This is a genomic window from Caloramator fervidus, assembly GCF_900108045.1.
Lineage (GTDB): Bacteria > Bacillota > Clostridia > Clostridiales > Caloramatoraceae > Caloramator > Caloramator fervidus.
Map to the genome: position 1 here is coordinate 1 of NZ_FNUK01000007.1, position 20,112 is coordinate 20,112.

Sequence of the window (20,112 nt, forward strand, 5' to 3'; positions counted from 1 at the left end):
AATCAATTGGCGTATCCAGATGTTCTGCTGGTATACATCCTCCTGATGGTCCTCCTGTTTGAACAGCTTTAAACTTCTTTCCGTTTGGTATTCCTCCACCTATTTCATATATAACTTCCCTTAATGTTATTCCCATCGGAACTTCAACAAGCCCTGTATTTGTTATCTTTCCACCAAGAGCAAATACCTTCGTCCCTTTGCTCTTTTCTGTTCCTATTGATGCAAACCATTCCGCTCCTTTTAATATAATCACAGGTATATTTGCAAATGTTTCAACGTTGTTAATAAGTGTTGGCTTACCCCAAAGTCCTGATTGCGCTGGGAATGGTGGCTTTGGATTTGGCATTCCTCTTTTCCCTTCTATCGAATTCATTAAAGCAGTTTCTTCTCCACACACGAATGCCCCTGCTCCAAGTCTTAATTCTATATCAAAATCAAATCCTGTCCCAAATATATTCTTTCCTAAAAGTCCATATTCCCTTGCCTGCTTTATAGCAACTTCTAATCTTTGAACTGCTATTGGATATTCTGCTCTAACGTATATATATCCCTGATTTGCTCCAATTGCATAACCTGCTATCGCCATGGCTTCTAAAACTGAATGTGGATCCCCTTCAAGTATAGATCTATCCATAAATGCCCCTGGGTCCCCTTCATCTGCGTTACAAATTACATATTTTTGATCTGCTTGTGATTTCGCTGTCAATTCCCATTTCAATCCTGTTGGGAATCCTCCACCTCCTCTACCCCTTAATCCTGACTTTTTAACTTCTTCTATAACTTCTTGAGGTGTCATAGTAGTTAATACTTTAGCAAGCGCCTTATATCCATCAAACGCAATATATTCATCTATGTTTTCTGGATCAATCACTCCACAATTTCTAAGAGCTACCCTATATTGTTTCTTATAAAAATCAATTTCATTTAATGATTTTATCCTTCCTTCATCGATTGACTCCTTATATAAAAGTCTTGTTACAACTCTACCTTTTACCAAATGCTCTGCAACTATTTCTTCTACATCCTCAACTTTTACTCTTGAATAAAAAGCTCCTTCTGGGTAAACAATAACTACAGGACCCAATTCACATAATCCAAAACATCCTGTCCTTACAATTTCTACTTCTTTTTCTATATCATGCTTTTTTACTTCTTCTTTAAACTTTTCTAATATCTTATTAGAATCAGATGATGTGCAACCTGTTCCACCACAAACCAAAACCTGTGAACGATAAAAAGCCATGCTTTTCCCTCCAATCATTCTTTTTCTACCTTGTAGTCATTTAATATTTTCCCTTGAACAACATGCAACGTGTATTCTTCAACAACTCTTCCATCTTTAACATGTTCTCTTACTACTCTTCTTGCCTTTTCAGCATCCATTTTTACGTATGTTACTTTTTCTTCTCCTGGTTTTATAACTTCTACGATTGGCTCCATTTTACAAAGTCCGATACATCCTGTTTGAGCAACTATAATATCAGTAAGACCTAATTTTTCAACTTCCTCCATTATGGCAAGAAGAACTGGCCTTGCACCCGCTGCTATTCCACATGTTGCCATACCTACAACTATCCTCGTTGTCGTTCTATCTTTTCTTTGATTAACCCTATCAAGCGTCCTTTTCCTTATTTCTTCTAATTCTTTTAATGTTTTCATATGATAAACCTCCTATTACTTTTGATATTCTTTTAAAATATTTGGAATATCATCCGGAATTAATCTTCCATAAACTTTTTCACCTATCATCATAACAGGAGCTAAACCACATGCTCCAAGACACCTTGTAGCTTCTAATGTAAATTTTCCATCCTGAGTTGTTTTTCCTACCTCTACATTTAACTCCTTAGATAATCTATCTAATATAGCTTGGGCACCTTTGACATAGCATGCTGTCCCCAGACATACTCTTATTATATGTTCTCCTTTAGGCTCAAGGGTAAATTGAGAATAAAAAGTAGAAACACCATATACTTCAGCCATAGGAACCTTTAATTCTTTAGATATAAACTCCTGAATATCATAGCTTAGACATCCAAATATCTCCTGAGCTTTTTGTAAAACAGGCATTAAAGCTCCTTTGTCATTTCTTTTTTCTTGTATGAATTTTCTTAATTCTTCAAATTTACTTTGCTCATCACAATAACACATAATTTCACCCCTTTGTTATTTTTTTAACACAAACACCCAGTTAAATTTTAACATAGTAATTAATTCAAGATCAATACCATTTATTTGAAATTATGGTTATCTGTTATGATAATGCAACATTTTGTATTTGAATCTTACTAAAATCCCTTAAAAATTAATAAAGGCAGGCATTTAAAGGCTTGCCTGCCTTAACCATTGAAATGTAGTCTACTTTTCTTCAAGCTCTTTTTTAATTTCGTCTAACATTTTTTTATCTTCTTTTGTCAATAAAGCTTTATTTAATAAATCTGGTCTTTTAAGGTATGTAATTTTTAAAGACTGATATCTTCTCCATTTTTCAATCTCTTTATGATTTCCAGAAAGTAAAACATCTGGAACTTTCATTCCCCTAAACTCTCTAGGTCTTGTATATTGAGGATACTCTAAAAGCCCATTATAAAACGATTCTTCTTCATAGCTTATGTTTGTAGATAATACGCCAGGTACTAATCTTGCAACTGAATCTATAATTACCATGCTAGCAAGTTCTCCGCCTGTTAATACAAAATCACCTATAGAATATTCAAAATCAACAATAGGCATTATCCTCTCATCTATTCCTTCATAATGTCCGCAAATTAGCATTATATGTTTCATATTAGAAAGCTTTTTAGCATCTTCTTGATCATATCTTTTACCCCTTGGTGTAAGTAAAATGGTATGAGGCTTATATCCATATAACTTAATTAAATAATCAACGCAGTTATAAATAGGCTCTACCTGCATTACCATTCCTGCTCCTCCACCATAAGGGTAATCATCAACTTTTTTGTGTTTATCTGTTGAAAAATCTCTTATATTATGAACATTGATTTCTATTATTTTCTGTTCTCTAGCTCTTCCAATTATACTATAATTAAAAACATTAAACATTTCTGGAAATAAAGTTAATACATCAAATTTCATATCAATCCCTCTAAAAGTTTTATTTTCATTATAGCATTTTCAATATCAACTTCTTTAACAACGTCTTTAATAGCAGGAATTAATATAATTTTTCCATTTTCAAGTTTTATTTCATATACATCATTGCTACCTGTAGAAAAAACAGAAATAATAGTTCCTAATTTTTGATTAGAATCTATATCATAAACCGTCATTCCTATTAAGTCTGCAACAAAATAGGTATCTTCTGGAAGTTTTACAGCATTTTCTCTATCTATATAAATAAAAATATTTTTTAATTTTTCTGCTGTATTCATATCATTAATACCCTCTAATTTCAAAATAACTAAATTTTTAAAATACTTGACTCCTTCAACATTTACTTTTTCAAATTCTTCACCCTTTTTAAAAAATACAAAATTTAAATCATCAAATCTTTTTGGATCATCAGTTAAAGGATATACTTTTACTTCTCCTTTTATACCATGGGTATTAATTATTTGGCCAATTTTTAAATATCGAACCATGTCAATCACCCTTTTTTATATAGTTAAAAAGAGTTAGGAATACCCTAACTCTTTATATTATTTCCACAATAACTCTTTTATTTGCTTTTATTGCTGCAGCTTTTACTACAGTCCTAATAGCTCTTGCAATTCTACCTTGTTTTCCTATAACTTTTCCCATATCTTCTGGTGCAACTTTTAATTCTATAATAACTGACTGTTCACCACAAATTTCATTAACTACAACGGCATCTGGATTGTCTACAAGAGCTTTGGCTATTACTTCTACAAGCTCTTTCATAAAAAGCACCCCTTTTATTCAATGATGCCTGCCTTCTTTAATAAGCTTCTTACAGTATCTGTTGGCTGAGCACCATTTGAAAGCCACTTCTTAGCTTTTTCTACATCAATTTTTACATCTGCTGGTTCTGTTGTTGGATTGTAGTATCCAATTTCTTCTATAAATCTACCATCTCTTGGTGATCTTGAATCTGCAACAACAATTCTGTAAAAAGGATTCTTTTTAGCTCCCATTCTTCTTAATCTGATTTTTACTGCCATAATTTCACCTCCTTAGAATATTACAAAATTTATTTAAAGAAAGGAAATTTAAATTTCCCTTTTTTCATGTGTTTTTGAATATCTGAAAATTGTTTTATCATTTTTCTTGCCTGCTCAAAATTATTTAAAAGCTTATTAACATCTTGAATAGAAGTTCCTGAACCTTTAGCAATTCTTTTTTTTCTGCTTGAATTTATTATTGAAGGGTTCCTTCTTTCTTCTTTTGTCATGGACTTTATAATCGCTTCAATTTTGACCATTTCTCTCTCATTTTCTTCAAAATCTATATCATTAAGTTTACTTACATCAATGCCTGGAATCATCCTTATTAAATCCTTCAAAGACCCTAACTTCTTCATCTGTTGCATTTGTTCTAAAAAGTCTTCTAAAGTAAACTCTTGTTTTTCAAGCTTTTGTTGCATTTCTAGTGCTTTCTTTTCATCAATTGCTTGCTGAGCTTTCTCAATAAGTGTTAAAATATCTCCCATTCCTAGAATTCTTGAAGCCATCCTATCTGGATAAAAAATTTCAAGGTCTGATAATTTTTCTCCAATACCTACAAACTTTATAGGCTTACCAGTAATAGCTTTAACTGAAAGAGCAGCCCCTCCTCTTGTGTCTCCATCTAGCTTTGTAAGAATAACTCCAGTAATATCAAGCCTTTGATTAAAACTTTCTGCCACATTTACAGCATCTTGGCCAGTCATTGCATCAACAACAAGCAAAATCTCATTAGGTTCAACTTCTTTTTTTATACTCTCAAGTTCTAACATCAAATCTTCATCTACGTGAAGCCTTCCTGCAGTATCTATTATAACTATATCTCTTGCATTCTTTTTAGCATACTCAATTGAAGCCTTTGCAATATCAATAGGACTAATTTTATCTCCTAAAGCAAAAACAGGAATATCAATCTGTCCACCTAATATTTGAAGTTGTTTAATAGCTGCAGGTCTATATACATCGGCAGCTACTAAAAGAGGGTGTTTATTATTTCTTTTAAAATGCAAAGCTAATTTGGCTGCCATAGTTGTCTTTCCTGCACCTTGTAAACCTACAAGCATAATAACTGTTGGAGGCTTAGGTGAAATATTTATCTTACTTTCCTTTGCCCCCATCAAATTAACAAGCTCTTCATGAACAATTTTTATAACATGCTGTCCTGGAGTTAAACTTTCCATTACTTCTTGACCTATAGCTCTTTCAGTAACACTATTTACAAAATCTTTAACTACTTTATAGTTTACATCAGCTTCAAGAAGGGCTAATTTCACTTCTCTCATAGCTTCTTTTACATCTTTTTCAGTTAACTTGCCTTTACCTCTTAACTTTCTAAAAGTTTCCTGCAATTTTTGGGTTAAACCCTCAAAAGCCATATAAAGCCCTCCTAAATTATGCTTCAATCAACTCATCTATCATTTTAATTATTTCATCTAAATCTTTATATTGCTTTTTTATTAACATATTTTTTATTTCAATGAGCTTTTGCCTTTGTTTTAAAAATTTATCTACCAACCCTAATTCCTTTTCATAGTCTAATAATATTTTCTCGCTTCTTTTTATAATATCGTGAACTGCTTGCCTTGAAATATTCATAAGCTCAGATATCTCACTTAACGACATATCTTCTTCGTAATGATAAGACATTATAGTCCTTTGCTTCTCTGTAAGCAAATTACCATAAAAATCTAAAAGCATAGCAATAAAACTTAATTTATCCATAACCTATCATCCTTTATTATACTAACAAAAACTTTTTATGGTGTCAAGTATTTTTACTTAACAGTTTCAAAAAGAGCTTCTACAAACATTTCTGGATCAAATTCTTGTAAGTCATCAATGCCTTCCCCTACCCCAATCATCTTTACAGGTATATTTAACTCATTGCTAATTCCAATTACTATGCCACCTTTAGCTGTTCCATCAAGTTTTGTCAATACTATACCATTAACATCACTTACTTCTAAAAACTCCTTTGCTTGAAATAAAGCATTTTGTCCTGTAGTAGCATCAAGAACTAACAAAGTCTCCTTATAAAAATTACTTCCTTCCTTTTCTATTACTCTATTTATTTTTCTTAATTCTTCCATAAGATTTCTCTTATTATGCAATCTTCCAGCAGTATCACATATTAAAATATCTACTTTTCTTGATTTTGCAGCCTGAATAGCATCAAAAATTACTGCAGCTGGATCTGACCCTTCAGATTGCTTTATTATCTCCACACCTACCCTCTGAGACCATACTTCAAGCTGATCAATAGCTGCTGCTCTAAAGGTATCTCCTGCAGCAAGTAAAACCTTATATCCCTTATTTTTAAAATAATATGCTAATTTTCCAATACTCGTTGTTTTTCCTACACCATTTACTCCAACCACCATAAAAACAGCGGGTAAAAAACCAGGAATTATGGATAAATTTTTATCTTTTTTCATAATATCTAATATTATATTTTTTAATTCTTCTTTAGCCTTATCAGGCGTAGAAATTTTTTTATCTTTTATATTTTTTCTTAAGGTCTCAATTATATGTTGTGTAGTCTTTACTCCTACATCTGACATTATAAGCGCTTCTTCAAGCTCTTCATAAAATTCTTCGTCTATTTGTGTTGTAAAACTAAATATAGCCTCAACTTTTTGAGTTAAATTATCTCTAGTCTTTGCTAAACTTTCTTTTAATTTTTCAAACCAACCCATAATTAAGCCTCCTTTAATTTTAATGAAAGAACTTTTGAAACCCCTTTTTCCTCCATAGTAACACCATACAACACATCGGCTACACTCATAGAACCTTTTCTATGAGTGATTAATATAAATTGAGTTTTACTAGAATAATTTTTTAAATAATTTGCAAATCTAAATACATTTGCATCATCTAAGGCTGCTTCAATTTCATCTAGAACACAAAATGGAGTAGGTTTAAATTTCAATAAAGCAAAGATCAAAGCTATAGCTGATAAACCTTTTTCTCCTCCAGATAAGAGAGATATATTTTGTAATTTTTTACCTGGTGGTTGAACAATTATCTCTATACCTGATTCTAATACATTTTCTCCATCTATTCTTAAGTCAGCATATCCTCCGCCAAACAATTCTTTAAAAGTTTCATTAAAATAGTTACGAATAGTTGCAAAATTAGTTTCAAATTGTATTTTCATTTTTTCCGTTATATCTTTAATTATATCTAAAAGCGACTGTTCTGCACTAATTAAATCTTCCCTTTGTTCTTTTAGAAACTCATATCTTTCTTTTACCTTTTTGAGCTCTTCAATAGCTCCTAAATTAACATCACCAAGTTCTTTTATTCTACTCTTTAAACTGTTTATTTTCTTGTTAGAATCTGAATTATTAAAATTATCCATTTTATACTTCTGAGCCTGAGGAATTGTAAGCTCATATTCATCCCAAAGTTTTTGATTTAATAATCCTATCTCCGATTCTTGTTTTGATTGCGTCATTTCCAATTTGTGAATTACACTTGTTAAATCAGATATATTTTTATTAACCTTATTAATTTCATCTTCCAAACTCATTATTTCTGTTGATAATAAATTCTTTTTATTGTAATATTCATTTTCTTTCTTTTTGTTGTTCTCTAAATCTTTTATAAGATATTCTAATTTTTGTTTTTTAATGCTTATATTATCTTCTACTTCAACAATTTTATTATTTATATCATTAAGGTAAGATTCAATCTCGGCCTTTTTATTTTCAAGCTTATCCTGCTGAAGATGTGCTTCTTTTATTTTGGAATTTAAAACATCACATTCCTTTTTTAACTCCGCATAAATAACCTTCTCTGACGTCAATTTTGAACTTATATTTTCTTTTGAAGCTTCAAACTCAAAATATATTTTATTTAATTCTTCTAATTGTCTTTCTAGTTCTAATTTCTTATTTTGTTTATTATTTAATTCACTTAGATATAAACATTCATCATTTTTTACCTTTTCTAATTCGTTTAGTACATGTTCTATCTCTAATTTAGAATCATTAATTTCTATATCTATTTCTTTTAGCTTATTCTTTATATTTTTCATTTCATTATTCAATGTTGACATATTGATATTAGCCAAATTAATTTGAGATGATAATTTCTCTAAGCTAATTTCAATTTCCCTTTTATCTTGATATTTTTTATTCAAGTTATTTTCAATATCCTTTAATTTTATATTAAGAGCTTCCATATCATCCTTTAATTTAATAATCTCATTTTTTCTTTTGAAAATACCTATATTTTTACTGCTTAATCCTCCAGTTAAGGAACCTCCTGGATTAACAATTTCTCCATCTAACGTTACAATTTTAAAATTAAAATCAGTTTTTTTAGCAAGTTCTATAGCATCGTCAATAGTTTTACAAATTAATGTTCTTCCTAAAAGGTTTGCAACTATATTTTTATAAATAGGATCAAAAGTTACTAATTCAGCTGCAATTCCTATAAATCCATCAAATTTTTCAAACTGTTTTTTATCTATATCTGCTTTTCCTTTAACGGTGCTTATTGGAAGAAAAGTAGCTCTACCAAGCTTATTGTTCTTTAAATAATCTATCATTACCTTTGCTAGCTCTTCATCCTTAACAACTATATTCTGAAAAGCCGAACCTAAAGCTGATTCAATAGCAACTTCATAACCATTAGGAACATTTAAAATATCTGAAACAGTTCCTAAAAAACCTTTCTCATTTTTATATTCATTTATTAACGATTTTACTGCTTTATTATAACCTTCAAGTTCTTTTTCCATCTCTAACAACATATTTAATTTGGCTTCGTTAGTTCTTAAAGTTTGCTTTATTTCAACCAATTTTAAATCTAAGTCTTTAATCTCTTTTTCAATAGATAATTTTAGTTTATTTAAATTATTTATTTCATTTTTTAAATTTCCTATTTTTAATACCAATTCCTTTTGTTCTTTTTCTTTGTCAGTTAAATATGAAATTATTTCACTTTTTTTACCTTCTTTGGATTCAAGCATTTGAATTAAATTATCATATTGTTTCTTTAAACTTTCCTTTATAAAATTTAAAGAACTAAACTTATTTTTTAATTCCGAAATATTATTTAGAATCTCTAATAATTCATTTTTCTTATCTTCAATCAATTTTTCCTTAGACTTAAACTCTTGAATATGTTCTGACAATTGTGCTTCTATATTTTTTATCAATTCCTGTTGATCTATTATTTTTTTATCAATATGTTCCTTTTCTTTTAAAAGCTTACAAAGCTTGTCATTCTCTATTTCAATAGTTGATTTTAAGGAAGCTAACTCAGATTCCAACCTGTTCTTTTCATTTATATAATTTTCCCTTCGCTCTAAAAAAAGCTCTATATCTGAAGAAGCTTTTTGTATATTTTTCTCAAGCTCATAACTTAAGTTTGTAGTTTTATCATATTGTTCTTGAATAGAAGCTAATTCATTTTTTTTATGATAAATTCTAGAATTTAAATTTTCTTTATTTATTTCTAATGCATTTAATTCATTCACCTTATTCTCTATTTCTCTTAAGGTTACATCTAGTTTTTGTTTTATTATATCATAGTTATATAAAATAGAATTTATCTCCATAAATTTTAACTCATCTTTTAATTTTAAATATTCTTCAGCCTTTCTGGCTTGAGTCTCCAATGGTTCTATTTGTAATTCTAACTCGGAAATAATATCATTAATTCTTGTTAAATTCTGTCTTGTATTTTCTAATTTTCTTTCCGCTTCAATCTTTCTATTTTTAAACTTTGTAATTCCCGTTGCCTCTTCAAAAACTAACCTTCTATCCTCAGGCTTTGAACTTAAAATTTCCTCCACCTTTCCTTGTCCAATTATCGAATAACCATCTACACCTATTCCTGTATCCATTAATAATTCATATATATCCTTCAATCTACATGCAGTATTATTTATTAAGTATTCACTTTCACCAGATCTATATAATCTCCTTGTAATTTTAACTTCGTTATATTCTATAGGTAAAATATTATCACTATTATCAATAATCAAAGAAACCTCTGCAAAATTTAAAGGCCTCCTATTTTCAGTTCCAGAAAAAATAACATCCTCCATTTTTGATCCTCTTAAAGTTTTAGCACTTTGCTCTCCTAATACCCACCTTATAGCATCACATATGTTGCTTTTTCCACTTCCATTTGGACCAACAATAGCTGTAATTCCTTTCGTAAATTCAACTTCTACTTTATCAGCAAAAGATTTAAATCCTTTTATCTCGATGCTTTTTAAATACAAGCTACATCACCTCAGGCATATTTTAAAGGGATTTACCCTTTTAGGATAAATCCCATAATAACACTTTATATAGTATAGCATTGTTTATAATACAAATCAATGTTAATAGAATAAAATAGACCTGCTAAGCAGGTCCTTATCTTGGCTGAACTATAAACTTAATTGCTGTTCTTTCTTCTCCATTTATTTCCACTTCAGAAAAGGCCGGAATAACTACAAGATCTATTCCATTTGGAGCAACATATCCTCTTGTTATTGCTATAGCTTTAACAGCTTGATTTACTGCTCCAGCTCCTATTGCTTGAATTTCAGCTACCGATCTTTCCCTTAATACTGCAGCAAGAGCACCAGCAACAGCTTTAGGTTGTGATTGAGATGATACCTTCAAAACTTCCATGACTATTCCTCCTTTTCATTTTCTTAACTACTTTTATATATTCTATAACAATTTAAAAAATCCTTCCTTAAACTACTATATTAGCATAATCTTTTATTGACATTTTTCTACTTAAATCACCTTCAACCACAACCTCTAAATCATTTAATGTATTATCAATTTTTACAACGAGCTTCTTATTCTTTAATTTTTTTAACATATTACTAAAATAAAATTTCTTGTTAGAATATAGTTTTGAAATACTTTTGCCATTGACCTTAATCAAAATATCCTTTTGTTGTTCAAAATTCTGCTTTAAAATATATTCAATCATATCGCACATTATCGCTGATTCTACTAACTCTCTAAACGCAGGATGAAAAGGACCTGCAACAACATCTTTACCTAAAGCAATACCTTCGCTTGCTTGTAAACCTATCCTTATAATCTTAATATCATTCTTAATAAATATTAAATAAACCTTTTTAGTTATATGAATTGCTTCATCAATAGTTAAAGGAATATATTTACCTTTTCTATACATATGTTCCATTTCAGTGTCTTTTATAACAACTGCTGGATAGATTCTGACAAAATCTGGTTTTAAATCTACGATCTTTCTAGCTGTTTGTATATCTTTTTCTTCACTATCCTTTGGAAGTCCTATCATCATTTGCAATCCCAATTTAAAACCATATTTTTTAATTAAACTTACAGCATTGTAAACATCATAAGATGTATGTCCTCTTTCAGCGGCAACCAACACATCATCATCTAAAGACTGTACTCCTAATTCTATAGTTCTAACATTATGTTTTTTTAAATTGTCAAGTATAAATTCATTTATATAATCTGGTCTTGTGGATAGTCTTATAGAATGTATTTTACCTTCCTTTAACAATTTATTAGCTGCACTTAAAAGTTCATTTTGGTAATTCATAGGAATACCAGTAAAACTTCCACCATAAAACGAAATTTCAATTATAGAACGTTCTCGTTGCATAGTTTTTAAATACTCTTCTGCTCTTTCAATCACATATTTATAATCAATAATCTCGTTGTTTCCAGTAATTTTTTTTTGGTTACAGAATATACAATCATGAGGACAACCAACATGCGGAACAAAAATAGGTATTATATAATGCCTAATCATCTACATCTACTCCCAACTTAACTAACGCATTTTTAGCCGCCATTTGTTCAGCTTCTTTTTTGCTTTTTCCTTGACCATGCCCATAATTTATATTATCTAAAAAAACTTCAACCTCAAAAGTTTTATCATGATCAGGCCCCCACTCATTTGTAACATTGTATTTTATAGTTGCAGTTAAGTTCTTTTGAACATATTCTTGAAGTTTTGACTTAAAATCAATATATTCTTTTCTTCTAGCTATTAACTCTATTTTATCTTTTAAATTTTTTAAAACAAAATCCTTAGCTTTATCATACCCTTTATCTAAATAAATAGCTGCTATAAGGGCTTCTGTAGCATCAGCTAGAAGAGAATCTTTGTTCCTACCTCCAGTTAGCTCTTCTCCTTTTCCTATTCTTATATACCTATCAATACAAATATTTCTTGCTAACTCTGCCAGAGATGTTTCACATACAACACTTGCTCTTAACCTACTTAATTTTCCTTCCTGTTTATATTTAAACTTCTTAAATAAATATTCACTAATAATAAGCCCAAGAACTGAATCCCCAAGAAATTCTAATCTCTCATTATGTTCATTATATTTTAGACCATTTTCATTTGCATATGAACTATGAGTCAATGCTTTATCTAATAATTCTTTATCATTAAATTTAACTTTAATTATTTTTTCAAACTCTTCAAGTTGCTTACGTCTTATACTATCCATAAGAACCTCCATTAAAATTTAAAGCCCCGAAAAAATCGGGACTATTTTATATATCTGTATGCTCTTTTATGTAATCTACTACATCACCAACAGTTTGTAATTTTTCTGCATCTTCATCTGGTATTTCTAAATCAAAATCTTCTTCAAGAGCCATTATAAGCTCAACTATATCTAATGAATCTGCTCCTAAATCATCAATAAAGTGTGAATCCATTGTAATGTCATCTGGATCTACACCCAAAATATCTGAAATTCTTTCCTTTATTTTTTCAAATATCATTATTTTCACCTCCCTTCAATAAGCCCATCTATATAATATTATATAACCTAAAATGCGTCAATAAAAATTAATAAATTTTTTCTTACTCAATTATTTATTACCAATTTTATAAAATTTTACTCTAAAATATTCATATTTTTTATTTCTTGAGAAATTATCTCAACAACATTACCATTTATACAATTTACAGCTTGTTTCACAGCATTTTTTATAGCTTTTGCATTTGAACTTCCATGAGCTTTAATCAATACATTTTTAACTCCTAAAAGAATTGCTCCACCATATTCTGTATAATCAAAGTCAGTTTTAAATTTTTTAAAAACAGGTTTTAAAAGAAAACCACCTAATTTATTTAAAAAAGATGAATATATTTCTCTTTTTAATACATCAAAAATAGTTTGTGCTACTCCTTCATAAAGTTTCAATATAACATTTCCTACAAATCCATCTGCTAAAACAATATCACATTCTCCTTTTGGGATATCTCTTGGTTCAATGTTACCAATAAAATTTAGTTCACTTTGTTTTAGCAATGCATAACTTTGCTTTACAAATTCCGTTCCTTTCTCCTCTTCAACGCCAATATTAACAAGCCCTACTTTAGGATTTTGTTTTCCTAAAACTTTCTTTGAATAAACATCACCCATAATCGCAAACTGTAAAATATTTCTTGGCTTACATTCTGCATTAGCACCTGCATCTAAAAGCATAAAATTCCCCTTCTCTCCAGGAATTATTGGTGCTAAACATGGTCTGTCAATACCATCTATCCTACCTACTATAAACAAGCCTCCTGCTAACAAAGCACCTGTGCTTCCAGCTGATATAAAAGCATCAGCATATCCTTCTTTTAACATTTTTAATCCAACTACCATAGATGAATGCTTTTTTCTTCTTATTGCCATAGTTGGAGATTCATCGTTAGTTATAATTTCAGAGGCATGAACTATAGTTACTTTATTTTTATCTTTTATTTGATATTTTTCTACTTCACTTTTTATTTTAACCTCATCTCCAACTAATATAATGTCAACTCCAAATTCATTTACAGCCATAATAGCACCTTTTATAATTTCCTCAGGTGCATTATCGCCACCCATTGCATCTATGACTATTTTCATAATATATCCTCCTTTTAAATATTTAAAAGACAAAAGCACACCTTTCGGTGTGCTAAAATACAATTACTTTTCAATTACTACTCTGTCCTTGTAATATCCACAAGTAGGACATACCCTATGAGCTAGTTTCATTTCATGACATTGTGGACATTCTACCATTCCTGGCATTGCTAACTTCCAAGTTTGTGCTCTTCTTTTATCTCTTCTTGATTTTGAATGTCTTCTGGCTGGATTACCCATAGTTGCACCTCCTCACTCACCTTTAAAGAACGATTTTAATGCTTCAAGCCTTGGATCAATTGCATCTTTTAAACAATCACATTGACCTTCATTTAAATCAAGGCCACATTCAGGACATAATCCTTTACAATCCTCTTTACATAAAACTTTTAGTGGATAGGACAGAATTACATTATCAACTATCATATCTTCAAGATCAATTCTGTCCTCTAACATTGGATATATATCTTCCCCCTGCTTTTTAGAAAATCTTTCTTCAAAATTAATATTCAGAGGGTAGTCAACACTCTTTAAACACCTAGCACAAAACGATTTTATAGATGTTTCTATAGAACCTTTTACAATTATATCTTCTCCATCCAAAGTAGCTTTACCTTTTACAATTAAAGGAGAAATTAATTTAACTTCAAAATCATCTCTTTTTAACATATCCCTGTTTATTTCTAAACTAAATTCTTTTTCATCTGTTTTCTTTTTAATCAAATCCGTTATATCTAAAAACATATGCTCACCTCAAATAATAAACAACTAACATTCATTATATAAGCTTACTTAAAATATGTCAAGGCTATAGAATAATTATTTTAAATTATCTACTATTTCCTTTGTATCTCTTGCTATCATTAACTCTTCGTTTGTTGGAATTAAAAATACTTTAACCTTTGAATCTGACGCAGAAACTTCTGTTATTTTTCCTCTTACATTATTCTTTTCAGGATCTATCTTAACTCCTAAAAACTCTAATCCTTTGCATATTTCATATCTACATTCTGGTGAATTTTCTCCAAGCCCAGCAGTAAATACAATAGCATCTACTCCACCCATTGCAGCTGCATATGCACCTATGTATTTCTTAACTCTATAATAGAACATATCAAGAGCTAATTGAGCTCTTTCATTTCCATTTGCTGCTGCTTGTTCTATATCTCTAAAATCACTGCTAACTCCTGATATTCCAAGAACTCCTGACTTTTTATTTAATAAGTTATTTACTTCCTTTGCAGTTAAATTTTCAGCTTCTTGAAGATATGTAACAATTGCAGGATCAATATCTCCACTTCTTGTTCCCATTATTAATCCTTCAAGTGGGGTAAATCCCATTGATGTATCTACTGATTTACCACCATCAACAGCTGCAACAGATGCACCATTTCCTAGATGGCATGTTATTATCTTACAATCTTTTATATCCTTTCCTAATAAGTCTGCTGCAATTTTGCTAACATATCTATGGGATGTTCCGTGGAATCCATATCTTCTTATACCATGCTTTTCATACAATTCATATGGTAAAGCATACATATAAGCATATTTGGGCATAGTTTGATGGAATGCAGTATCAAATACTCCAACCATCGGAACATTTGGCATTAATTCTTTACATGCATAAATACCTATTAAGTTTGGTGGATTGTGTAATGGAGCCAAATGTGACATTTCTTCAAGAGTTTTTAAAACATCCTCATCTATTAAAACAGACTTTGCATATTTTTCTCCACCATGAACCACTCTATGTCCTACAGCTGAAATTTCACTCATATCTTTTATTACACCATATTCTGGATGAGTAAGAGCTTCAAGCACTAATTTTACAGCTGTCTTATGATCTGGCATTGGATGTTCAATAACTATTTTATCCTTTCCTTCTGGTCTATGATTTAAAACTGAACCTTCAAGTCCTATCCTTTCTGCTAACCCCTTTGCTAAAACTGTTTCATTTTCCATGTTAATTAATTGATACTTTAAAGATGAACTTCCGCAATTGATAACTAGAATATTCATAGTTATACCCCTTTCTTTAGTTTTCTTGTGCTTGAACAGCCGTAATGGCTACAACATTTACTATATCTTCAACACTGCAACCTCTTGATAAATCATTAACAGGTGCAGCAAATCCTTGGCAAATAGGACCTATAGCTTCAGCGTTAGCTAATCTTTGAACTAATTTGTATCCTATATTTCCTGCTTGTAAATCTGGGAATATTAATACATTTGCTTTGCCAGCAACAGGACTTCCAGGAGCCTTTAATTCTGCAACCTTTGGAACTATTGCAGCATCAAGTTGTAATTCCCCATCAATCATTATATCTGGAGCCATTTCCTTTGCTATTCTTGTTGCTTCTATAACTTTATCAACTAATTCATGTTTTGCACTTCCTTTAGTTGAGAATGAAAGCATAGCAACCCTTGGCTCAATTCCGCATAAAGCTTTTGCATTCTTGGCACTAGCAATTGCTATTGAAGCAAGCTCTTCTGCAGTTGGGTTTGGATTTACGGCACAATCTGCAAAAATAAACAAACCATTTTCACCTAAATTTTTATTTGGAACTTCCATTATAAAAAAGCTTGATACTATCGACATACCTGGAGCTGTTTTAATAATTTGCATAGCTGGTCTTAAAAGATCACCAGTTGAGTGAATAGCTCCTGAAACCATTCCATCTGCATCTTTCATTTTAACCATCATAGTTCCAAAATACATTTCATCTTTTACAGTTTCTAATGCTTTTTCAGGAGTCATTCCCTTATTTTTTCTTATTTCATAAAGCTGATTAGCATAAAACTCAAGTTTATCGCTTTTTAAAGGATTGATTATTCTTATACCTTCTAATGAAACTCCTTCTTTGCTAGCTACATCAGCAATCTTTTCTTCATCACCAAGTAAAATCAAATCTGCAATTCCTTCTTTAGTAATTATTTCAGCAGCTTTAAGTGTCCTTATTTCTGATCCTTCTGGTAAAACTATTGTTTTTTTATTAGCTTTAGCCTTAGCTTTTATTTTTTCCATTAAGGACATAATATTAACCCCTTTCTTAAATTTAATAAAATATTGCTTACATCTTACATATTATATTATATAATAATTATGTCAATATCAAAATATCAATATCCATAAAAAAGTATACTATTTTTTCAAAAAACATAAGATTTAAGGTGATATAAATGAATATTGCAGGAATAATAGTAGAGTATAATCCTCTTCATAACGGACACATATATCATATTGAACAAACAAAAAAAATTACAAATTGTGACTATTTAATAGCTATTATGAGTGGAAATTTTGTTCAAAGAGGCGAGCCTGCAATAATAAACAAGTGGGCAAGAACAGAAATAGCTTTAAAAGCAGGAATAGACTTAGTAATTGAACTTCCATTAATATATAGTATAAGTAGTGCTGAAAATTTTGCTTTTGGAGCCATATCTATTTTAAATGAATTAAAAATAGTTGATTCAATCTGCTTTGGAAGTGAATTAGGTAACATTGAACAACTATTTGAAATAGCAAAAATTTTAGTTGACGAACCTATCAATTTTAAAAAATCTTTAAAAAACAACCTAAAAAAAGGTTTCTCCTATGCAAAAGCCCGTGAAATTGCTTTAAAGGAATATTTCGATAAATCAAATCACAATATAGAAAACATAATTAATAAATCAAACAATATATTAGGTATCGAATATCTTAAATCCTTAATAAAATCAAACAGTAAGATAAAACCCTTTACTATTCAAAGAATAAAAAGTAGCTACAATGATACAAAAATTACATCTAATATAGCAAGTGCAACATCTATACGTTTAAATTTCGACAACCTTGATCTTATCAAAAATGCCATACCTCAATTTACATTTGAAACATTGCTTAGGGAAAAAAACAATGGAAAATGCCCAATAAATTTAAACCTATTTACAGATATATTGTTATACAAACTTAGAAGCATGTCTGAAAGTGAAATCAAAAAAATACATGATGTATCAGAAGGTCTTGAAAACAAGCTTAAAATTGCAGCAGAAGAAGTTTCTAATTTAGAAGATTTAATAAAAATGACTATTAGTAAAAGATATACAAAAACTAGAATACAAAGAATATTGCTTTATATATTACTAAATATTACTAAAGACTTATATTTTCAACAAGTCCAAAAACCTAGATATATAAGAATTCTTGGTGCAAATACTAATGGAAGAAAAATAATAAAAAAATTAAAAGAATCAACAAACCTACCAATAATAATTAATCCTTCAAAAAAAGATAAAGAACTCCTAGATTTAGATATAAAAGCAACAGATATATATTCTTTAGCATATAAGAATGATCAATATAAAATAGCAAAACAAGATTTAAAAATTCCTCCGGTTTTACTCTAATGCATAGTTTAGTTAAACAAAACATAAATATTAAATAAAGCATGTTTAATAACTTAAAAGCCATGATGATTCTATATTTAATATTGTTAATAAGCTTTGTTTTATTGTTCATATACAATAAAAATCTAACAATAAAAATATTTGTAATTTCATTATTAATCTTAATGTTAATATTTCCTCAAAATTCTATTCAAGCTGCAAAAAAAGGAATAAACTTATGGCTATACATAGTTGCTCCTTCCTTATTTCCATTTTTTGTTTTAAACGATATAATAATATCACTAGGAATCCCTGAAAACATATCAAACTTATTTTCTAAAACCTTTAAAAAAATATTTAATACATCCGGTTATGGTGCATATGTTTTCATCATGAGTATATTCACAGGATATCCAACAGGAGCTAAAATTGTAAGTCAATTAATTGAAGAAAAAAAAATTACAAGTTACGAAGGGCAAAAAATTTTAAACTTTGCTAGTACTTCCGGTCCCTTATTTATCATCGGAGCCGTTGGAATAGGAATGTTTAAAAACAAAACAATTGGATATATAATACTTTTTTCTCATATAATAGGCTCAATAATAAATGGCATCATAATAAATAAATTATGTTATCCATCAAATTTATACAATAATAATATAAACCTAAATATAAAAAAAAGAGGTAAAAACCTAACAAATACCATCACAAATTCGCTATATACTATAGGAATTATAGGTGGATATATAATATTCTTCTCTGTAGTTATTGAATTGATAAAAATAACTAATATTTTCAATGTTATAGAGACATGTCTTAGTTTTTTTGTTCCAATAAACTTAGCACAGTCTATTTCACTACTTCTTCAAGGTGTTATAGAAATAACAAATGGATGTAATTTGATAGCTTTATCTAAAATTCCTCTACAACTTAAAATAATAATAACCACTTTTTTAATATCCTTTAGTGGCTTTTCTATTATAATGCAAGTTTATTCAATAACTTCTAGTTCAAATATTAACATAAAAACATATATTTTTTCCAAAACACTTCATGCAATTATATCTTCTACAATTTGCATTATAGTTTTAAAATACATCCCATTAACAAACATTGTAGTAAATTTATTTAACAAATCTTTTAATACAATAAACACTTTTATATTTGCAGAAATCCTATTATTCATTTTGCTATTTCTAAACTTATTAAGTTATAAATTAAAAAAATAATCAATATCCCTTTATTTTTTTTAAAATATCTTCAATTATTTCATCTGGAACTAAATCTTTTATACATCCTCCATACATTGCTACTTGTTTAACTAAGCTTGAGCTTAAAAATGAATATTTACTACTAGTCATCATAAATAAAGTCTCTAATTCATTATTTAATTTATTATTCATCATTGCCATTTGTAACTCATATTCAAAATCAGATACTGCTCTCAATCCCTTTATAATAACTTTTGCTCCTTTTTCCTTAGCATAGTTTACTAATAGCCCTCTAAAACTTTCTACTTCAACATTATAAACATTTTTAGTTACCTTTTTTATAAGTTCTACCCTTTCGCCTATAGTAAAAAGAGGGCTCTTCTTTTCTGGATTTTCTAATACAGCAACTATAACTTTGTCAAATATTTTAGAAGCTCTTAAAATAACATCTAAATGACCATTTGTTATAGGATCAAAACTTCCAGGATAAATAGCGATATTTCCCACTGTA

At 29.4% G+C, this 20,112-nt stretch carries 23 protein-coding genes; 2 read left to right on the forward strand and 21 right to left on the reverse strand.

Translation table 11 applies throughout. From position 1 onward, the window contains the following. From C4R78_RS03435 to pta, 20 genes are all read right to left on the reverse strand, one after another. Window positions 1-1,243 (reverse strand): (2Fe-2S) ferredoxin domain-containing protein (locus C4R78_RS03435; protein ID WP_103895707.1); only part of this gene is annotated, 1,243 nt, incomplete at its 3' end. 14 nt (window positions 1,244-1,257) lie between these two features. After that, window positions 1,258-1,659 (reverse strand): (2Fe-2S) ferredoxin domain-containing protein, encoded by a 402-nt coding sequence (locus C4R78_RS03440; protein WP_103895708.1) that lies wholly within the window; start codon window positions 1,657-1,659, stop codon window positions 1,258-1,260. Window positions 1,660-1,674: 15 nt separating this feature from the next. After that, window positions 1,675-2,151: an NADH-quinone oxidoreductase subunit NuoE gene (gene nuoE / locus C4R78_RS03445; RefSeq protein WP_103895709.1), complete on the reverse strand. Its 477-nt coding sequence runs from the start codon at window positions 2,149-2,151 to the stop codon at window positions 1,675-1,677. Window positions 2,152-2,358: 207 nt separating this feature from the next. Continuing rightward, window positions 2,359-3,096, reverse strand: a complete 738-nt coding sequence (gene trmD, locus C4R78_RS03450; protein ID WP_103895710.1) for a tRNA (guanosine(37)-N1)-methyltransferase TrmD — start codon at window positions 3,094-3,096, stop codon at window positions 2,359-2,361. Beyond that, window positions 3,093-3,602 (reverse strand): ribosome maturation factor RimM, encoded by a 510-nt coding sequence (gene rimM, locus C4R78_RS03455; RefSeq protein WP_103895711.1) that lies wholly within the window; start codon window positions 3,600-3,602, stop codon window positions 3,093-3,095. The genes trmD and rimM overlap by 4 nt, the downstream gene beginning before the upstream one ends. Window positions 3,603-3,654: 52 nt before the next feature. After that, window positions 3,655-3,882, reverse strand: coding sequence for a KH domain-containing protein (locus tag C4R78_RS03460; RefSeq protein ID WP_103895712.1), 228 nt, complete (start codon window positions 3,880-3,882; stop codon window positions 3,655-3,657). 14 nt (window positions 3,883-3,896) lie between these two features. Beyond that, window positions 3,897-4,142 carry a 30S ribosomal protein S16 gene (gene rpsP / locus C4R78_RS03465; protein ID WP_103895713.1) on the reverse strand — a complete coding sequence of 82 codons (246 nt, stop codon included), beginning with the start codon at window positions 4,140-4,142 and terminating at the stop codon, window positions 3,897-3,899. A 29-nt stretch (window positions 4,143-4,171) separates the two neighbouring features. After that, window positions 4,172-5,518, reverse strand: coding sequence for a signal recognition particle protein (ffh, locus tag C4R78_RS03470; protein ID WP_103895714.1), 1,347 nt, complete (start codon window positions 5,516-5,518; stop codon window positions 4,172-4,174). Between the two features lie 16 nt (window positions 5,519-5,534). Further along, window positions 5,535-5,864 (reverse strand): putative DNA-binding protein, encoded by a 330-nt coding sequence (locus tag C4R78_RS03475; protein WP_103895715.1) that lies wholly within the window; start codon window positions 5,862-5,864, stop codon window positions 5,535-5,537. Window positions 5,865-5,917: 53 nt separating this feature from the next. Beyond that, complete coding sequence (ftsY, locus tag C4R78_RS03480; RefSeq protein WP_103895716.1) at window positions 5,918-6,838, reverse strand: signal recognition particle-docking protein FtsY; 921 nt, start codon at window positions 6,836-6,838, stop codon at window positions 5,918-5,920. 2 nt (window positions 6,839-6,840) lie between these two features. Beyond that, a complete protein-coding gene (gene smc / locus C4R78_RS03485) occupies window positions 6,841-10,383 on the reverse strand; it encodes a chromosome segregation protein SMC (protein ID WP_103895717.1) in 3,543 nt (1,180 codons plus the stop codon). A gap of 136 nt (window positions 10,384-10,519) precedes the next feature. Further along, window positions 10,520-10,780 (reverse strand): stage V sporulation protein S, encoded by a 261-nt coding sequence (locus C4R78_RS03490; RefSeq protein WP_103895718.1) that lies wholly within the window; start codon window positions 10,778-10,780, stop codon window positions 10,520-10,522. 67 nt (window positions 10,781-10,847) lie between these two features. Then, window positions 10,848-11,912, reverse strand: coding sequence for an elongator complex protein 3 (locus C4R78_RS03495; RefSeq protein ID WP_103895719.1), 1,065 nt, complete (start codon window positions 11,910-11,912; stop codon window positions 10,848-10,850). Next, on the reverse strand, window positions 11,905-12,612 hold the full coding sequence (gene rnc, locus C4R78_RS03500) for a ribonuclease III (RefSeq protein WP_341456805.1): 708 nt from the start codon (window positions 12,610-12,612) through the stop codon (window positions 11,905-11,907). The genes C4R78_RS03495 and rnc overlap by 8 nt, the downstream gene beginning before the upstream one ends. Window positions 12,613-12,667: 55 nt before the next feature. After that, window positions 12,668-12,901: an acyl carrier protein gene (acpP, locus tag C4R78_RS03505; RefSeq protein WP_008908188.1), complete on the reverse strand. Its 234-nt coding sequence runs from the start codon at window positions 12,899-12,901 to the stop codon at window positions 12,668-12,670. A gap of 116 nt (window positions 12,902-13,017) precedes the next feature. Continuing rightward, window positions 13,018-14,022, reverse strand: a complete 1,005-nt coding sequence (gene plsX, locus C4R78_RS03510) for a phosphate acyltransferase PlsX (RefSeq protein WP_103895721.1) — start codon at window positions 14,020-14,022, stop codon at window positions 13,018-13,020. Window positions 14,023-14,085: 63 nt separating this feature from the next. Beyond that, the gene (gene rpmF, locus C4R78_RS03515) at window positions 14,086-14,262 is read right to left on the reverse strand and encodes a 50S ribosomal protein L32 (RefSeq protein ID WP_103895722.1); all 177 of its coding nucleotides are present in this window, start codon (window positions 14,260-14,262) and stop codon (window positions 14,086-14,088) included. A gap of 12 nt (window positions 14,263-14,274) precedes the next feature. Next, a complete protein-coding gene (locus C4R78_RS03520; RefSeq protein WP_103895723.1) occupies window positions 14,275-14,766 on the reverse strand; it encodes a YceD family protein in 492 nt (163 codons plus the stop codon). A gap of 75 nt (window positions 14,767-14,841) precedes the next feature. Continuing rightward, complete coding sequence (locus C4R78_RS03525; protein ID WP_103895724.1) at window positions 14,842-16,044, reverse strand: acetate/propionate family kinase; 1,203 nt, start codon at window positions 16,042-16,044, stop codon at window positions 14,842-14,844. A gap of 16 nt (window positions 16,045-16,060) precedes the next feature. Beyond that, window positions 16,061-17,059: a phosphate acetyltransferase gene (gene pta, locus C4R78_RS03530; protein ID WP_103895725.1), complete on the reverse strand. Its 999-nt coding sequence runs from the start codon at window positions 17,057-17,059 to the stop codon at window positions 16,061-16,063. Window positions 17,060-17,205: 146 nt separating this feature from the next. Here pta and C4R78_RS03535 point away from each other — a divergent pair, with 146 nt between their 5' ends. Together C4R78_RS03535 and C4R78_RS03540 are read left to right on the forward strand one after the other, a co-directional pair. Beyond that, window positions 17,206-18,411 (forward strand): nucleotidyltransferase, encoded by a 1,206-nt coding sequence (locus C4R78_RS03535; RefSeq protein ID WP_103895726.1) that lies wholly within the window; start codon window positions 17,206-17,208, stop codon window positions 18,409-18,411. Between the two features lie 62 nt (window positions 18,412-18,473). Then, complete coding sequence (locus tag C4R78_RS03540; protein WP_146057658.1) at window positions 18,474-19,619, forward strand: hypothetical protein; 1,146 nt, start codon at window positions 18,474-18,476, stop codon at window positions 19,617-19,619. Here C4R78_RS03540 and coaD read toward each other — a convergent pair whose 3' ends face one another. Continuing rightward, window positions 19,620-20,108 carry a pantetheine-phosphate adenylyltransferase gene (coaD, locus tag C4R78_RS03545; protein ID WP_146057659.1) on the reverse strand — a complete coding sequence of 163 codons (489 nt, stop codon included), beginning with the start codon at window positions 20,106-20,108 and terminating at the stop codon, window positions 19,620-19,622. Window positions 20,109-20,112 lie beyond the last annotated feature (4 nt).

What these genes read in the sequence shown, in the direction of transcription:
- C4R78_RS03440 (WP_103895708.1), bottom strand. Translation starts at nt 1,659, where the DNA reads ATGAAAACATTAAAAGAATTAGAAGAAATAAGGAAAAGGACGCTTGAT.
- nuoE (WP_103895709.1), bottom strand. Translation starts at nt 2,151, where the DNA reads ATGTGTTATTGTGATGAGCAAAGTAAATTTGAAGAATTAAGAAAATTC.
- trmD (WP_103895710.1), bottom strand. Translation starts at nt 3,096, where the DNA reads ATGAAATTTGATGTATTAACTTTATTTCCAGAAATGTTTAATGTTTTT.
- rimM (WP_103895711.1), bottom strand. Translation starts at nt 3,602, where the DNA reads ATGGTTCGATATTTAAAAATTGGCCAAATAATTAATACCCATGGTATA.
- C4R78_RS03460 (WP_103895712.1), bottom strand. Translation starts at nt 3,882, where the DNA reads ATGAAAGAGCTTGTAGAAGTAATAGCCAAAGCTCTTGTAGACAATCCA.
- rpsP (WP_103895713.1), bottom strand. Translation starts at nt 4,142, where the DNA reads ATGGCAGTAAAAATCAGATTAAGAAGAATGGGAGCTAAAAAGAATCCT.
- ffh (WP_103895714.1), bottom strand. Translation starts at nt 5,518, where the DNA reads ATGGCTTTTGAGGGTTTAACCCAAAAATTGCAGGAAACTTTTAGAAAG.
- C4R78_RS03475 (WP_103895715.1), bottom strand. Translation starts at nt 5,864, where the DNA reads ATGGATAAATTAAGTTTTATTGCTATGCTTTTAGATTTTTATGGTAAT.
- ftsY (WP_103895716.1), bottom strand. Translation starts at nt 6,838, where the DNA reads ATGGGTTGGTTTGAAAAATTAAAAGAAAGTTTAGCAAAGACTAGAGAT.
- C4R78_RS03490 (WP_103895718.1), bottom strand. Translation starts at nt 10,780, where the DNA reads ATGGAAGTTTTGAAGGTATCATCTCAATCACAACCTAAAGCTGTTGCT.
- C4R78_RS03495 (WP_103895719.1), bottom strand. Translation starts at nt 11,912, where the DNA reads ATGATTAGGCATTATATAATACCTATTTTTGTTCCGCATGTTGGTTGT.
- acpP (WP_008908188.1), bottom strand. Translation starts at nt 12,901, where the DNA reads ATGATATTTGAAAAAATAAAGGAAAGAATTTCAGATATTTTGGGTGTA.
- plsX (WP_103895721.1), bottom strand. Translation starts at nt 14,022, where the DNA reads ATGAAAATAGTCATAGATGCAATGGGTGGCGATAATGCACCTGAGGAA.
- rpmF (WP_103895722.1), bottom strand. Translation starts at nt 14,262, where the DNA reads ATGGGTAATCCAGCCAGAAGACATTCAAAATCAAGAAGAGATAAAAGA.
- C4R78_RS03520 (WP_103895723.1), bottom strand. Translation starts at nt 14,766, where the DNA reads ATGTTTTTAGATATAACGGATTTGATTAAAAAGAAAACAGATGAAAAA.
- C4R78_RS03525 (WP_103895724.1), bottom strand. Translation starts at nt 16,044, where the DNA reads ATGAATATTCTAGTTATCAATTGCGGAAGTTCATCTTTAAAGTATCAA.
- pta (WP_103895725.1), bottom strand. Translation starts at nt 17,059, where the DNA reads ATGTCCTTAATGGAAAAAATAAAAGCTAAGGCTAAAGCTAATAAAAAA.
- C4R78_RS03535 (WP_103895726.1), top strand. Translation starts at nt 17,206, where the DNA reads ATGAATATTGCAGGAATAATAGTAGAGTATAATCCTCTTCATAACGGA.
- C4R78_RS03540 (WP_146057658.1), top strand. Translation starts at nt 18,474, where the DNA reads ATGATGATTCTATATTTAATATTGTTAATAAGCTTTGTTTTATTGTTC.